At 63.9% G+C, this 14,290-nt stretch carries 12 protein-coding genes; 4 read left to right on the top strand and 8 right to left on the bottom strand.

What is annotated here, in order from left to right; all coding sequences use genetic code 11:
• Window positions 1-65: 65 nt before the first annotated feature.
• The 8 genes from EJ079_RS03810 to EJ079_RS03775 form a co-directional block, all read right to left on the bottom strand.
• Complete coding sequence (locus tag EJ079_RS03810) at window positions 66-1,709, bottom strand: dihydroxyacetone kinase subunit DhaK (RefSeq protein ID WP_127808128.1); 1,644 nt, start codon at window positions 1,707-1,709, stop codon at window positions 66-68.
• 55 nt (window positions 1,710-1,764) lie between these two features.
• Window positions 1,765-2,778 carry an ABC transporter ATP-binding protein gene (locus EJ079_RS03805; protein ID WP_127398593.1) on the bottom strand — a complete coding sequence of 338 codons (1,014 nt, stop codon included), beginning with the start codon at window positions 2,776-2,778 and terminating at the stop codon, window positions 1,765-1,767.
• Window positions 2,771-3,883, bottom strand: coding sequence for an ABC transporter ATP-binding protein (locus tag EJ079_RS03800; protein WP_127398595.1), 1,113 nt, complete (start codon window positions 3,881-3,883; stop codon window positions 2,771-2,773). The genes EJ079_RS03805 and EJ079_RS03800 overlap by 8 nt, the downstream gene beginning before the upstream one ends.
• Window positions 3,884-3,885: 2 nt before the next feature.
• Complete coding sequence (locus tag EJ079_RS03795) at window positions 3,886-4,092, bottom strand: hypothetical protein (protein ID WP_127320730.1); 207 nt, start codon at window positions 4,090-4,092, stop codon at window positions 3,886-3,888.
• Entirely contained in the window at window positions 4,089-5,039 is a 951-nt protein-coding gene (locus EJ079_RS03790; RefSeq protein WP_127808127.1) for a carbohydrate ABC transporter permease, read from the bottom strand. Before EJ079_RS03790 ends, EJ079_RS03795 begins: the two co-directional genes overlap by 4 nt.
• On the bottom strand, window positions 5,036-5,983 hold the full coding sequence (locus EJ079_RS03785) for a sugar ABC transporter permease (protein WP_032901495.1): 948 nt from the start codon (window positions 5,981-5,983) through the stop codon (window positions 5,036-5,038). The genes EJ079_RS03790 and EJ079_RS03785 overlap by 4 nt, the downstream gene beginning before the upstream one ends.
• Window positions 5,984-6,109: 126 nt before the next feature.
• Window positions 6,110-7,441: an ABC transporter substrate-binding protein gene (locus tag EJ079_RS03780; protein ID WP_027039732.1), complete on the bottom strand. Its 1,332-nt coding sequence runs from the start codon at window positions 7,439-7,441 to the stop codon at window positions 6,110-6,112.
• 277 nt (window positions 7,442-7,718) lie between these two features.
• Window positions 7,719-8,408 (bottom strand): PIG-L deacetylase family protein, encoded by a 690-nt coding sequence (locus EJ079_RS03775; RefSeq protein WP_127273168.1) that lies wholly within the window; start codon window positions 8,406-8,408, stop codon window positions 7,719-7,721.
• A 28-nt stretch (window positions 8,409-8,436) separates the two neighbouring features.
• Here EJ079_RS03775 and EJ079_RS03770 point away from each other — a divergent pair, with 28 nt between their 5' ends.
• The 4 genes from EJ079_RS03770 (at window position 8,437) to EJ079_RS03755 (ending at window position 14,025) form a co-directional block, all read left to right on the top strand.
• On the top strand, window positions 8,437-9,327 hold the full coding sequence (locus EJ079_RS03770; RefSeq protein WP_127397038.1) for a DMT family transporter: 891 nt from the start codon (window positions 8,437-8,439) through the stop codon (window positions 9,325-9,327).
• A 47-nt stretch (window positions 9,328-9,374) separates the two neighbouring features.
• Entirely contained in the window at window positions 9,375-11,837 is a 2,463-nt protein-coding gene (hrpB, locus tag EJ079_RS03765; RefSeq protein WP_127808126.1) for an ATP-dependent helicase HrpB, read from the top strand.
• A 207-nt stretch (window positions 11,838-12,044) separates the two neighbouring features.
• Complete coding sequence (locus tag EJ079_RS03760) at window positions 12,045-13,376, top strand: ActS/PrrB/RegB family redox-sensitive histidine kinase (RefSeq protein ID WP_127808125.1); 1,332 nt, start codon at window positions 12,045-12,047, stop codon at window positions 13,374-13,376.
• A gap of 85 nt (window positions 13,377-13,461) precedes the next feature.
• On the top strand, window positions 13,462-14,025 hold the full coding sequence (locus EJ079_RS03755; protein WP_013528072.1) for an ActR/PrrA/RegA family redox response regulator transcription factor: 564 nt from the start codon (window positions 13,462-13,464) through the stop codon (window positions 14,023-14,025).
• The last annotated feature ends 265 nt before the right edge of the window (window positions 14,026-14,290 follow it).

The raw sequence follows: 14,290 nt of genomic DNA, 5'->3' as shown, positions 1-14,290 counted from the left end.
GCATTTCCGGTTTCCATGCCGCCCGCAGTATCGAAAGAACGCTCATTCGACAACTGGAGCATGAATCAGGCCGCTTCATGCAGCGCGGCCGCCGCCGCGAAAACCTCGGCCACTGCATAGGCGCCGGGGTCGGCCACGCCTTGCAGCTTGCTGCCGACATAGGCGGACCGCCCGGATTTTGCCCTGTCCATGGCAGCGGTGGCCTCGGCGCCACGTCGGGCCGCCACAGCCGCTTCTTCCACGCTCCTGGCATCGAGCGCTCTGAGGGCGGGCTCCAGGGCATCGACCATCGTGCGATCCCCCATCCTTGCGCCGCCATAGAAAGTCATTCGCTCGAGGCCGGCAAGCAGCGCCTTGGCCAGGTTTGCGCCGCTCTCCAGAGCTTGCGCCGCGGCGGTGAAGAAGATCGACAGCAGCACGCCGCTGGAGCCGCCCATCGAGGCGCTCAAAATGTCACCTATCGCGCCAAGGGTCGCCGCCGGCTCGGCAAGCGGCAGCGCATCAAGCCGCTCGAGAACACTGCGCGCGCCGGTCGCCACCGTCGAGCCGGTGTCGCCGTCGCCTGTTTTGGCGTCCAATCCGTTCAAAGTCGCTTCGAGCGCGATCAGCCGTTCGCAGACCGTGACGACTAGACGCTTCGTGCGCGCATCCTGGCTGGGCTTGCGTGCCGCGCTCTGTCCGGCCGCTTTCGCCATCGGCACGACGGCAGGTGAAACAACCGGCTTTGCCGGCATCCAGGCGTGCGGACCGACCGGCGCCTGCAAGGCGGTTTCGCGCGCCGCATCCAGCCGGATCAGCGACAGCGAGAAGCCGTTCATGTTGAGCGCCGTCATCAGCGGGCCCGGGCCGATCGTCAGCTTGATGGTCTTGGCGAGCGGCGATGCAAGCACCGCATTGGCGACGACAGACATTTCGAGCGGCGGCACGGAGCCGAGATTGTTGATCAGCAAGGCGTAGGTGGCCTCGGGATCAAGCCGTGCCGCGAGGCGCTCCACCATGATCGCCACCAGTCTGTCGGCACTCTGCACCGCAATCCTTTCGACGCCCGGCTCGCCATGAATGCCGAGGCCGAGTTCACCATCGTTCTCGCCAAACCTGTCTTCGTGCGGCTGGCCGGGGATCGAGCAGGACGACAGCGACATGCCGAGCGAAACGATATCCTTCGCCGCCGCGCGAGCGGCCGTTGCGACGAATGCCAGATCGTGGCCGGCCGCCGACAGATGGCCTGCGATCTTGTGCACGAACAAGGTGCCGGCAACGCCGCGCGGCTGGGTGATATCAGGCAGCGCGACGTCGTCGGCGACGATCACCATCTCTACATGAAATCCTTCGGCGCGCGCCTTCTCGGCGGCCAGGCCGAAATTGAGGCGGTCGCCGGTGTAGTTCTTGACGATCAACAGACAGCCGGCCGGGCCGGTGACTGCGCGAATGGCGGCCAGCACGGCTTCGACGCTCGGCGAGGCAAAGATCTCGCCTGAGACCGCCGCCGTCAGCATGCCTTTGCCGACGAAGCCGGCATGGGACGGCTCGTGCCCGGCCCCGCCGCCGGAGACGACACTGACTTTCGTCTTGTCCCAGTCGGCGCGCAGGATGACCTTGATCTCGGGATAGCCGTCGAGGCGCGCGAGATCGCCTGATCCGATGGTCCGCAACAGGCCGTCGAGCGCCTCGGTGACGATCGTTTCCCTGCGATTGAAAAAGTGCTTCATCGAATTCGTCCCATACTGGCAAAGTCAAAACCGGTGCTGAATCACCGAAAACCGCTCACATCAATCGCTGTCCATCGGCGCCGAAATACAGCGGCGCCCGGTAGCGGATCACCACTTTGTCGCCCTGCGCCAGATCCGTGTCGGGATCGGTCAGCGTCACCAGTTTCTTGGTCCCCACCGTCACATGCAAATGGTTCTGATCACCGAGATGCTCGACCCAGTCGACGACGCCGTCGGCATGACCATTCGCAGCCTTCGCGATCGAAAGATGTTCGGTGCGCGCGCCGATCGTCTTGGTCCCGGCTGGCGCGCCGGCATCAGGCAGCAGTCCGGTCGGCAGAAGATTGATCGCCGGTTGGCCGAGCCTTGCCGCGACATGAAGGTTTGCCGGCTCGGAATAGATGGTGCGCGGCGAACCGATCTGCACCAGCACGCCCTCGGTGAGGATGCCGATGCGGTCTGCCATCGTCATCGCCTCGATCTGATCATGCGTGACATAAAGCATGGTGGCGCCGAGTTCGGTCTGGATGCGCTTCAGCTCGAGCCTGAGATCGCCGCGCAGCTTGGCATCGAGCGACGACAGCGGCTCGTCCATCAGATAGATCGAAGGCTTGCGCACCAGCGCGCGACCGATGGCAACGCGCTGCATTTCGCCGCCCGAAAGCTTGGTCGAGCGATTGGCGAGCTTGTGATGGATGCGCACCATCTTCGCCACCTCCTCGACCCGGCGGCGGATCTGGTCCTCCGGCATTTTCCGCGCCGGCGAGCGCAGCGGGAAGGCGAGGTTGTCGAATACCGACAGATGCGGATAGAGCGAATACTGCTGGAAGACGAAGGCGGTGTCACGCTCGGCCGGCGACAGCGTCGTGGCGTTGTGTCCACCGATCTCGATCGTGCCGGTATCCGGCCGTTCCAACCCGGCGATGAGCCGCAGCGTCGTTGTCTTACCGGCCCCGGTCGGCCCGAGCAGCACGACGAATTCGCCATCTGCTATGTGCAGGTCGAGGCCGTTGACGGCGGCATGATCGCCGAAACTCTTGGTCGCGTTCTTGATGTGCACCTCAGCCATGCTGGGTCCTCCGCTCCGAGGCGACATCGTGGATCGCGGTTCTCACTGCGCGGCCCGATCCCTTCTCGAACAGCGACAGCCGCGCGCTGCTCAGCGTCAGGCCGACATGGTCGCCGGTGGACAGCCGGATTTCGGCCGGCACGCGTGCCTTGATGATACCGTCCGCCGTTTCGACCGCGACGATCTGCGTGGTGCCGAGATATTCGGTGCCGTAGATGGCGCCGCGCAGCTTGGAGGCGTCGTCGAAGCGTATGTGCTCCGGGCGGATGCCAAGGGCCATGTCGCTGGGTGCGATGTCCTCTCGTACCTCCGGCACCGCGACCTTCGCACCTTGCACGATGATCTCCCTGGCGCCCTTGGCGACCCCGCCGCCAAATCCCAAAAAGTTCATCGGCGGCGAGCCAATGAAGTCGGCGACGAACATGGTTGCCGGGCGGTCGTAGATTTCGCGTGGGCTTCCGAACTGTTCGATGACGCCATGGTTCATCACGGCGATCTTGTCGGCCATCGACATCGCTTCCATCTGGTCGTGCGTGACATAGACCGTCGTGGCACGGATGCGGTTGTGCAGTTCGCGCAGTTCATGGACCATCAAATCGCGGAATTCGGTGTCGAGCGTGCCGAGCGGCTCATCCATCAGGAAGCATTTTGGCCGCCGCACGATGGCGCGGCCGAGCGCGACCCGCTGGCGGTCACCACCGGCAAGTCCGGAGACGGATTTGTTGAGCAGGTGATCGATGCGCAGCAGTTTTGCTGTTTCCTCGACACGGGTGCGGATCTCGGCCGAAGGCATGCCTTGCGCCAACAGCGGGAAGCCGATGTTCTTGCGCACGTTCATGTGCGGATAGAGCGCGAACAGCTGGAAGACGAAGGCGATGTCGCGCTCGCGTGCCCGCAGCATGGTGACGTCGTCGCCGCCGAGCAGGATCTGGCCGCCGGTCGGCAGTTCGAGCCCGGCGATCATGCGCAAGGTCGTCGTCTTGCCACAGCCCGACGGCCCGAGCATGACGAAGAACTCGCCATCCTCGACGACGAAGTTGGAATCCTGCACGGCAACGAAATCGCCGAAGGCCTTTCTCAGGTGCTGGACGCGGATTTCGGCCATGATTATTCCGGGAATTTCGAGACGATGATGAACATCACGGTGCCGGCGAGCATGGTGATGAAGGAGTAGGTGTAGAGCGACAGCGCGAAGGGCTGGAACAGCATCAGGAAGCCGATGGCGATCAGCGCCGTGGCGATGTTTTCCATCAGCCCGCGCCTGGCCCAGACCGGCCAGCGCGACTTGCGTTTCTGAGGCTTGGTCATGCTCATTTGCGCACCGCGCCGAAGGTGATGCCGCGCAGCAATTGCTTGCGGAGCAGAATGGTGAAGACCAGGATCGGCACCAGGAAGATCGTCGTGCCGGCCGCGACCGCCGGCCAGTCCTGGCCGCCTTCGCCGATGATGGTTGGGATGAAGGGCGGCGCGGTCTGCGCGGTGCCCGCGGTCAGGAGTGCCGCGAACGCATACTCGTTCCAGGCGAAGATCAGGCAGAAGATCGCGGTCGCTGCAATGCCGGTCGTCGCTTGCGGCAGCACGGTGCGCCAGAAGGCCTGCAGCCGTGTATAGCCGTCGATCATCGCCGCCTCTTCGTACTCGCGCGGGATTTCGTCGATGAAGCCTTTCAGCAGCCACACCGCCAGCGAAACATTGACCGCCGTGTAGAGCAGGATCATGCCGAGCGCCGTGTCCGACAGGCCAAGCTCGCGGTACATCAGATAGATCGGAATGGCGACGGCGATCGGCGGCATGAAGCGCGTCGACAGGATGAAGAACAAAAGGTCGTCGGCGAGCGGCACCTTGAAGCGTGAGAAGCCGTAGGCCGACAGCGTGCCGAGGAAGACGGCGCAGAAAGTCGAGCCGAAGGCGATGATCAGCGAATTGACGAAGCGCGGCAGGAAGTTGGACGGGCCGGCGATCACCATGTTGCGCTTGCGCGTGGTCTCGTCGCAGAAGCCTGTCGCCGGGCCCAGCGAGTTGATGTATTCCGGCGTCTGCCGGGTCCGCGTCGTGAACAGATTGCAGTAGCCCTCAAGGCTTGGCTGGAACAGGATCTTGGGCGGATAGGCGATCGAATCCGGCGGCGTTTTGAAGCTGGTGGCGAAGATCCACAGCAGCGGCACGATCGAGATCAGTGCGTAAAGTACGATGATCGTGCCGGCGATCCGTTTCGAGTTGCTGCTCGGTGCGACGACCGAATGGGCTGTGGTCAGGCTCATCTCTGCTTCACCTTGTTGAGCGCCTTGACGTAGATGTTGGCGAGGCCGAACACCGCCACGAAAAGAATGATTGCGAAGGCCGAGGAATAGCCGGTGCGCCAGCTTTCGAAAGCCTGCCGCTTCAGCGTTATCGAGGCGACCTCGGTGGTCGAGCCCGGCCCGCCGCCGGTCAACAGATTGACCATGTCGAACATCTTGAAGTTCTCGATGCCGCGAAACAGCACAGCCAGCATGATGAAGGGCAGCGCCATCGGCAGCGTGATCGACCAGAATTGCCGCCAGTTGGAGGCGCGGTCGACCTCGGCCGCCTCGTAGATGTATTCGGGGATGGAGCGTAGGCCCGCGAGGCAGATCAGCATCACGTAGGGTGTCCACATCCAGGTGTCGACGATGATGATCGACCAGGGCGCCAGCGACACGTTGGAGAGCATCTGGATATCGGTCGGCGGAATCCTCGTGACGAAGGAAATCGCGTAGGCGAACAGGCCGATCTGCGGCTCGTAGAGGAAGCGCCAGAAATTACCGACCACCGCCGGCGACAGCATCATGGGCACCAGGATCAGCGTCGTCCAGAAGGCGTGGCCGCGGAACTTCCTGTCGATCAGCCAGGCCAGGGTGAAGCCGATCAGCGTCTGCAGCAGGATGGTCCAGAACACGAAATGCGCCGTCGTCTGCATGGCGATCCAGATATCCTTGTCGCCGAGGATGCGCTGGTAGTTGGCAAAGCCGAGGTTCTTCACCACCTCGTTCGGGCGGTTGGCGCGGTAGTTGGTGAACGACAGATAGATCGCCCAGAACAGCGGGAAGATGTTGATGGCCAGCAGCAACAGGATCGTCGGCGAGATGAACAGCCAGGCGAGGCCCTTGTCGCTGATGCCCCGGACCTTGCGGGCCAACGGTTCCGGCGTCGCCCGGGCAACGTTCTCCGCGGTCCGATTGAGCATGGTGAGTCCTGCTTCGGTCACTTGGTCGTCTCTGTCATGGAATTTATCTGAACTGCGTCCCGTGCCAAGGGCGGCACGGGACGCATGGGTCGAGCTCGGGAGGAGCCGGGTTACATCTTGCCCCAGTTACATCTTACCGTCGTCCTGGAAGACCTGCGTCCAGTCCTTGACCAGGCCGTCCAGCGCATCCTTGGCCGAACCTTGGCCGGCGACGACATAGTCGTGGAAACGCTTCTGCGAGGCCTGCAGCAGCGGGGCGTAGCTCGGCTCGGCCCAGAAGTCCTTCACGATGGCCATCGAGTCGAGGAAGGTCTGCGCGTAGGGCTGGCTGGCCGGGAAGCCCGGATCCTTGACCACCGCGTTGAGGCAGGAATAACCGCCGAGCGACCACCATTTGGCCTGCACGTCCTTGTTGGCGAACCATTTGATGTATTTCAGCGCCGCTTCCTGCTTGTCGGAATAGGACACCACGGAGATGCCCTGGCCGCCGAGCTGGGCGAACTGCTCGCCGTCAGGCCCCTTCGGGTTGACGAAGTAGCCGATCTTGTCGCCGCCGACATTCTCGTCCTTCTGCAGGCCCGGCCACGTGAAGGCGAAGTTCATGTGCATCGCCACCTGGCCGGATTTGAAGGCATCGACGCCTTCGCCCATATAGCTGTTCGAGGCACCCGGAGGCGTGCAGCAATCATAGAGCGCCTTGTAGAACTCCAGCCCCTTCACCGACTTGTCGGAGTTGACGAAGCCTTCCATCTCGTAGGGCTTTTTGGGGTTTTCGTACTGGAAGCCATAGCTGTAGAGCACGTCCATGGCGCCCATGGTGATGCCTTCAGAGCCGCGCTCGGTGTAGATCGAGGCGCCGTAGACGGTCTTGCCGTCGATCTCACGCTTCTGGAAGAACTCGGCGACCTGCTTCAACTGGTCGAAAGTGGTCGGCGGGCCGAGATCCCAACCGTACTTCTCCTTGAATTCCTTCTGCAGTTCCGGCTTGGAGAACCAGTCCTTGCGATAGGTCCAGCCGACGACGTCGCCCATGGCCGGCAGCGCCCAGTAGTTCGGCGTGTTCTTCGGCCATTCCGAATAGCCGACGACGGTTGCCGGCACGAAATCGTCCATGCTGATCTTCTCCTTGTCGAAGAAGTCGTTCAGCTTGACGTAATGGCCGTTCTCGGCAGCGCCGCCGATCCACTGGCTGTCGCCGATGATCAGGTCGCACAATTTGCCGTGCGAGTTCAGCTCGTTGAGGAAACGGTCGGCATAGTTGGTCCATGGCACGAACTCGAATTTCATGCCGATGCCGGTTTCCTTGGTAAAATCCTTGGACAGTTCGACAAGCGCGTTGGCCGGGTCCCAGGCGGCCCAGCACAGCGTCAGGTCTTCAGCGTGCGCGACGTTCGAGACGGCTGTCGACGCTGTGATCGCCGAGGTCAGTCCCAACGCCAGTTTCAAGCTCGATTTCATGACTTCCTCCCATTTGCGAAACGCGCCCGGATGACGGTTTCAAAAAGCCCTCAACCCCTCTCCTCAGGGGCCCAAACATGGCTGCGCGGTTACGCTGCGGATGTTTAGTAATTTGTTTAGTGATGCAATTTTTACTAAACAAAGCAAGCGAATTCGTTGCTGCGCCGCAGCATGCTTATCGCGATGTCTGAAAACGTTGGAGAAGCGCGGCTCGCTGGTCGGCTTACCGAAGCTGTTCAGGCCGATTGTGACCAGGACGTGGGGTCGCCTCGGCTTCTCAACCGACCCTTCTGGTGCTCACCATCACCTTCCGGATCGGCGGTGCCGGCGGCAGCAGCATACGGATATCGGCAAACGGGAACGACGGTTCGAAGCGGAAGGCTTCGGCCGAGGAGCCTTGCGCGCCGTTGCACTGGCCGGCGCGAAAGGCGTTCTGTGTCCGCGCGATGTCGACGAAGCGGTCGGGATCCTGCGACTGATGCATTCGGATCGCTTCGGCCTTGACGTCGGCATGGGCGGAAATGTCGACATAGTGCGTCGGCGAAAAACCGGTGCCGCCCATCGTGTCGGCATGCAGCACCGGGACGGCGAAAGACGCCGCGATGCGCACGCCGTCCGACAGCGCGCGATGGTCGGCATGATAGTCGTTGGGCGCATGCGTGATCACCAGATCCGGGCCGGTTTGACCAATCAGTGCTTTCAGAGCTCCGATCAGCGCTGCATCGGCCACCAACTCGCCGTCCGGAAAGTCGAGGAAGCGTGGCATTGCGCCTACCAGCGCAGCCGCGGCCGTTGCTTCATCGCGACGGACACGAGCGAGAACAGCGGGATCACTCGTGCCGCCCCTGGCACCATCCGTGGCCATGGCAAAAGTGAGCTCTGCGCCTTGCGCGGCATAGGCGGCCATCGTACCGAACATGAAGATCTCGATGTCGTCCGGATGGGCACCGAGCGCCAGGATTTTCAAATCACTCTCTCCCCGGAACTGGAACAACGTGACGAACGGAATCCTGCTCGCCCTGATCGCCTACGCAAGCTATTCGGGCAGCGATGCCGTTGTCAAAAGCCTGGGCGGTCAACTCACGATCTTCGAGATCGGCTTTTTCATAACTTTGTTCGCGGGCTTCTTCCTATTCTTCACGCGACCTGCGGGCGAACGCTGGCGCGATTTCTGGCGCACCAAAAGACCATGGGCGGTGCAGGCGCGCGCCTGGGCGGGCATCGCTTCCGGCGTGCTCAGCGTCTACGCCTTCACCACCATTCCTCTGGCCGAGTCCTATGCGCTGATCTTCCTGGCGCCGCTCTGCGTCACCATTCTCTCCACGGTGATCCTCAAGGAGAAGGTCGGCCCCTGGCGCTGGCTGGCGGTGGTCGCCGGTTTTGCCGGCGTCATGCTGGTGGTGCGGCCTGGCTTTCGCGAACTCAATCTCGGCCATCTTGCCGCCTTCGGCGTTGCTTTCCTCGCGGCCACCAGCGTCATCCTGATGCGCTCGCTGGCGCAGCAGGAAAAGCGCACCACCATGCTCGGCGTGCTGGTCGGTTGCGGCCTGCTGTTCAACGGCATCGGTGCCGCCGCCACCGCCTTCACTGTTCCCAGCGGAAAGCAGTTGCTGTGGCTGGCAATGGCCGGTGCCTTCACCGCGGGTGGACAATTCCTGCAGCTGCTGGCCATGAAATACGCGCCCGCCAACCGCGTCGCGCCGACGCATTATTCGCAGATCGCCTGGGCGGTGATCCTCGGCGCGTTGTTCTTCCAGGAATATCCGGACGGGCTGTCGCTGGTTGGCCTGGCGGTCGTTGGCGGCGCCGGCCTTTTGACCATGGTTCGTGAGGAAGCGCGGCTGGGCACCGTGCGCTGGAACCCGTTTTCGCGCACCCGGCTTTAAACCGACTCTGGTTGCGCCTTGGCCGTAACCGCTGATATGCGGGCGCCATGACCACAAAACCCCTGCCGGAGCTTCCTGTATCCGCCGTGCTGCCGGCGCTGAGGGAAGCGCTGGGCCATGGCAACAGCGCCGTGCTGGTGGCGCCGCCGGGCGCCGGCAAGACGACGCTGGTGCCGCTGGCGCTGCTTGACGCGCCTTGGCTCGGCGCCGGCAAGATCATCCTGCTTGAACCGCGCCGGCTCGCCGCCCGCGCCGCCGCCCGCCGGATGGCTGAATTGCTTGGTGAGGAACCTGGCGCCACCGTCGGCTATGCCATGCGCATGGAAAACCGCATTTCGGCAAAGACCAGGATCGTGGTCGTCACCGAAGGCGTGCTGGCGCGCATGATCCTCGACGATCCCGAACTGCCCGGTGTTTCGGCTGTCATCTTCGACGAATTCCACGAGCGCTCGCTTGACGGCGATTTCGGTCTCGCGCTGGCGCTCGACGTGCAAGGGGCGCTCAGGCCGGATCTGCGCTTGGCAGTGATGTCGGCGACGCTCGACGGCGCGCGTGTCGCCAAACTCATGTCGGGCGCGCCGGTGATCGAGAGCGAGGGCCGCGCCTTTCCCGTCGAAATCCGCTATGACGAAAGGCCGGCCGGCATCGCCATCGAGGACGCCATGGCAAAGGCGATCCGCGCCGCCCTCGCCGACGAAAGCGGCAGCGTGCTTGCTTTCCTGCCCGGCCAGCGCGAGATCGAGCGCACCGCCGAACGGCTGGCCGGCAAGGTCGGCACCGATACCGACATCGTCCCGCTCTACGGCATGCTCGACGGCAAGGCGCAGGACGCGGCGATCAAGCCGCAGCCGGCCGGCCGCCGCAAGGTGGTGCTGGCCACCTCGATCGCCGAAACCTCGATCACCATCGACGGCGTGCGCGTCGTCATCGATTCGGGCCTGTCGCGGCTGCCGCGCTATGAGCCGGCCAGCGGCCTCACCCGGTTGGAGACCGTGCGCGTCAGCAAGGCTTCCGCCGACCAGCGCGCCGGCCGTGCCGGGCGCACGCAGCCAGGCGTCGCCATCCGGTTGTGGCGGGCCGAGCAGACGGCTGCACTCCCCGCCTTCACGCCGCCGGAAATCCTTGAGGCCGATCTGTCCGGACTGCTGCTCGATTGCGCTGCCTTCGGCGTTGCCGATCCGGCAGGGCTCGCTTTTCTCGATCCGCCGCCTGTTCCGGCCCTTAATGAGGCAAGGGGGCTACTACGCGCGCTGGATGCCATCGACGACATGGGGCGCCTGACGGACGCGGGTGCAGCGATGCGCAAGCTCGCCCTGCCGGTGCGGTTGGCGCACATGGTTGCCGAGGCAACCGGCAGCGGCCATGCCTTCGAGGCGGCGATGCTTGCCGTGCTGCTCACCGAACGCGGCCTTGGTGGCGACGGCGCCGATCTGGAGCGGCGGCTGATGCGTTTTCGTGGGGAAAAATCGCCACGCGCTACAGCCGCCAAGCAGCTCGCCGAACGGCTGGCGAGGCAGGCTGGCGAGGCGAAGGGCAGCGAAGCTGCGGCAGCCGGTCCCCTGCTCGTCCACGCCTGGCCGGATCGGGTGGCGAAGGCGCGCGGCGAGCGTGGCCGTTTCGTGCTGGCCAACGGCTCCGGCGCCATGCTCGACGCCGCCGATCCGCTGGCGGGCGAGCCGTTTCTGGTCGTCGCCGACCTGCAGGGCAAGGCACAGAATGCGCGCATCACGGCGGCGGCAGCGATCGGCGAGGACGATGTCCGCGCCGCGCTGGCGGACAGGATCGAGGTCCGCCGTGAAACGAGCTTCGACCGCGACAAGCGCGCCGTGCGCGTCCGCGAAACCGTGCGCCTTGGCGCCATCACGCTTGCCGAACGCATGCTGCCGCCGCCAATCGGTGCTGACGCCGACCGCGCCGTCCTCGACGCGGTGCGCCAGCACGGGCTGTCGCTGCTGAATTGGAGCAAGGAGGCGCAAACGCTGCGCCAGCGGCTTGGCTGGTTGCATCGCGGCCTTGGCGCGCCCTGGCCCGATATGGCGGATGACGCCCTCATCGAGTGCCTCGACGACTGGCTGCTGCCTTACCTGTCCGGCGCGGCATCGCTTGCCGCCATCGATGCGGGCGTTGTCTCGGCCGGGCTGGCCAGCCTCGTGCCACACGATCTGCAGCGCAGGATCGATACGCTGGCGCCGACCCATTTCGATGCTCCGTCGGGCAGCCATGTGCCGATCCGCTATGACGGCGAATGGCCGGTGCTGGCGATTCGCGTGCAGGAGCTGTTCGGCCTCGACCGCCATCCTTCGATCGCCAATGGCGCCGTGCCGCTGACGCTCGAACTCCTGTCGCCGGCGCACCGGCCGATCCAGACGACGCGCGACCTGCCCGGCTTCTGGCGCGGCTCCTGGGCCGATGTGCGCGCCGACATGCGCGGCCGCTATCCCAAGCATGTCTGGCCGGAAAACCCGCTGCTCGCGACCGCCACCGCCCGCGCAAAACCCAGAGGCACCTAGCCTCGGGAAGCTTGGGCGGACCGCTTGGATCAGGAGGGATTCCCTTGAAAATTTGGTGCAAAAATCGACCACTTCGTCATTCCAGGGTCTCTGTGACGGAGCTTCGCTCCTGCTTCGCCCAGGGATGACGACGTCGGGGGGCTTCGGTCAATCGCGAATGCCGACTGCGCACCGCTACTAGCGCTTGTCCTCCTGCGGCTGTAATTCATGGCCATGATCAACGTTTTGCGTTCGCCCGATTTCCAGCAGAGCCAGAGACTGCGCCTCAACACGCTGATCCGGTTGCGCTGGCTTGCCATTGTCGGGCAGAGCCTGACGGTGCTCGTCGTCGCCTATGGGCTGAAGTTTCCGCTGCCGGTCAGCCTCTGCTTTGCCCTGATCGCCTGTTCGGCCTGGATGAACCTGTTTCTCGCCTTCCGCTTTCCGGCGGCGCATCGGCTGACGCCGCTTGCCGCCTTCGGCATCCTCATCTTCGACAGCCTGCAGCTTGCCGGCCTGCTCTACATGACCGGCGGCCTCACCAACCCGTTCTCGCTGCTGATGACCGTGCCTGTCGTCATTTCGGCGACATCGCTGCCCCTGCGCCTGACCGCCATCCTCGGCGGGCTGGTCATGTCGGCGGCGACCTTTCTGGTCTTTGTCCATCTGCCGCTGCCCTGGCATGAGGACGCGCCGCTGGCGATGCCTTTTCTCTATGTCGCCGGCATGTGGATGGCGGTGCTGTCCTCGATCGCCTTCACCGCCATATACGCCTTCCGGGTGGCCGCCGAAGCCCGGCTTCTGGCCAATGCGCTCGCTGCAACAGAGCTGGTGCTGCAGCGCGAGCAGCACCTTTCGGCACTCGACGGGCTGGCCGCCGCGGCCGCGCATGAGCTCGGCACGCCGCTCGCCACCATCGCGCTTGTCGCCAAGGAGATGGAAAAGGCGCTCGGCAAGGATGCGAAATATGGGGAAGACGTAACGCTGTTGCGTTCGCAGAGCGAGCGTTGCCGCGAGATTCTCAAGCGGCTGACCAGCCTGTCCTCCGAGGGCGAAGCGCATCTTTCGCGATTGCCATTGACCTCGCTGGTCGAGGAGGTCACCGCGCCGCACCGGGACTTCGGCATCTCGATCCAGCTTCGGCCCGGCGAACGCATCGGCCCCGAGCCGGTCGGGCGACGCAATCCGGGCGTCATCTACGGCCTCGGCAATTTGGTCGAGAACGCCGTCGATTTCGCCCGCAAAAGCGTCACCGTGCACTGGAGCTGGGACGAGGCCACCGTCACCTTCTCGATCATAGATGACGGCCCCGGCTTTCCGGCCGAGATCATCGACCGCATCGGCGAGCCCTATATGTCGACGCGCCAGGGCAATGAAACCGGCGGCGGTCTGGGCCTCGGCCTTTTCATCGCCAAGACCCTGCTCGAACGCTCCGGTGCCGTGCTCGATTTCCGCAATTCGAGCGGCCTGGGCGAGGGCGCCATGGTACAGATATCGTGGCCGCGTGGTGTGTTCCTCAATCCGGAAATCACTTCGGCCAGCATGTTCGACACCGCTTGAGAGCCTTGAAGGACCTCTAAAAATTGGACAATCGGGCTCAGGAACTATATTTGCGTAAAATTAAGGCAGCAGGAATTTTGAGACTATGACAGGCGACGAGAATATTGGCGCAATGGTTGAAGGCGAGGACACCTCGCTGCTTGTCGTCGATGACGACAAGCCGTTCCTCACGCGTCTGGCCCGCGCCATGGAAGCCAGGGGCTTCGTGGTCGAGACGGCCGAGAGCGTCGAGGAGGCGGTTGCCAAGGCGCGCGCCAATCCACCCGCCTACGCCGTGGTCGACATGCGGCTGGGCGACGGCAACGGCCTCGACGTGGTCGCGGCCATCCGCGAAAAGCGCGAGGATTCCCGCACCATCATCCTGACCGGCTATGGCAACATCGCCACCGCGGTGACCGCGGTGAAGCTCGGTGCGGTCGATTATCTCTCCAAGCCCGCCGACGCCGATGATATCTTCGCTGCACTCACCCGCACCGCCGGCGAGCGCGCGGCGCCGCCTGAAAACCCGATGTCGGCCGACCGCGTCCGTTGGGAGCATATCCAGCGCGTCTATGAGATGTGCGAGCGCAACGTCTCCGAGACAGCGCGCCGGCTCAACATGCACCGCCGCACCTTGCAGCGCATACTGGCCAAGCGCGCGCCACGTTAGGATCGCAGGGTGTCGCTTGGGGCCAAGTTTGTAACCAGCGGCGGAGAGGGCCCAATCGCCGAAGTCAGCGCCGCCCCTCATCGCCCTGCCGGCCACTTCTCCCCGTATAGTGACGGGGAGAAGTGGCTYGCCGCAACCTAGGCGTAATTTCTGTAACGTTGGTGATTGGCGAAATCATAAATGACAGCTGTCCAGCCGATAGATGGGTAACAGTTTGAACCGGATACATAGGTAACAGTTTTCCCCCTTATGATGGGTTCGCGGC

It is taken from the genome of Mesorhizobium sp. M7A.F.Ce.TU.012.03.2.1, from assembly GCF_004006095.1.
GTDB lineage: Bacteria > Pseudomonadota > Alphaproteobacteria > Rhizobiales > Rhizobiaceae > Mesorhizobium.
The sequence above is the reverse complement of the archived record's forward strand: the minus strand, read 5'-3'. Positions and strand labels throughout refer to the sequence as shown.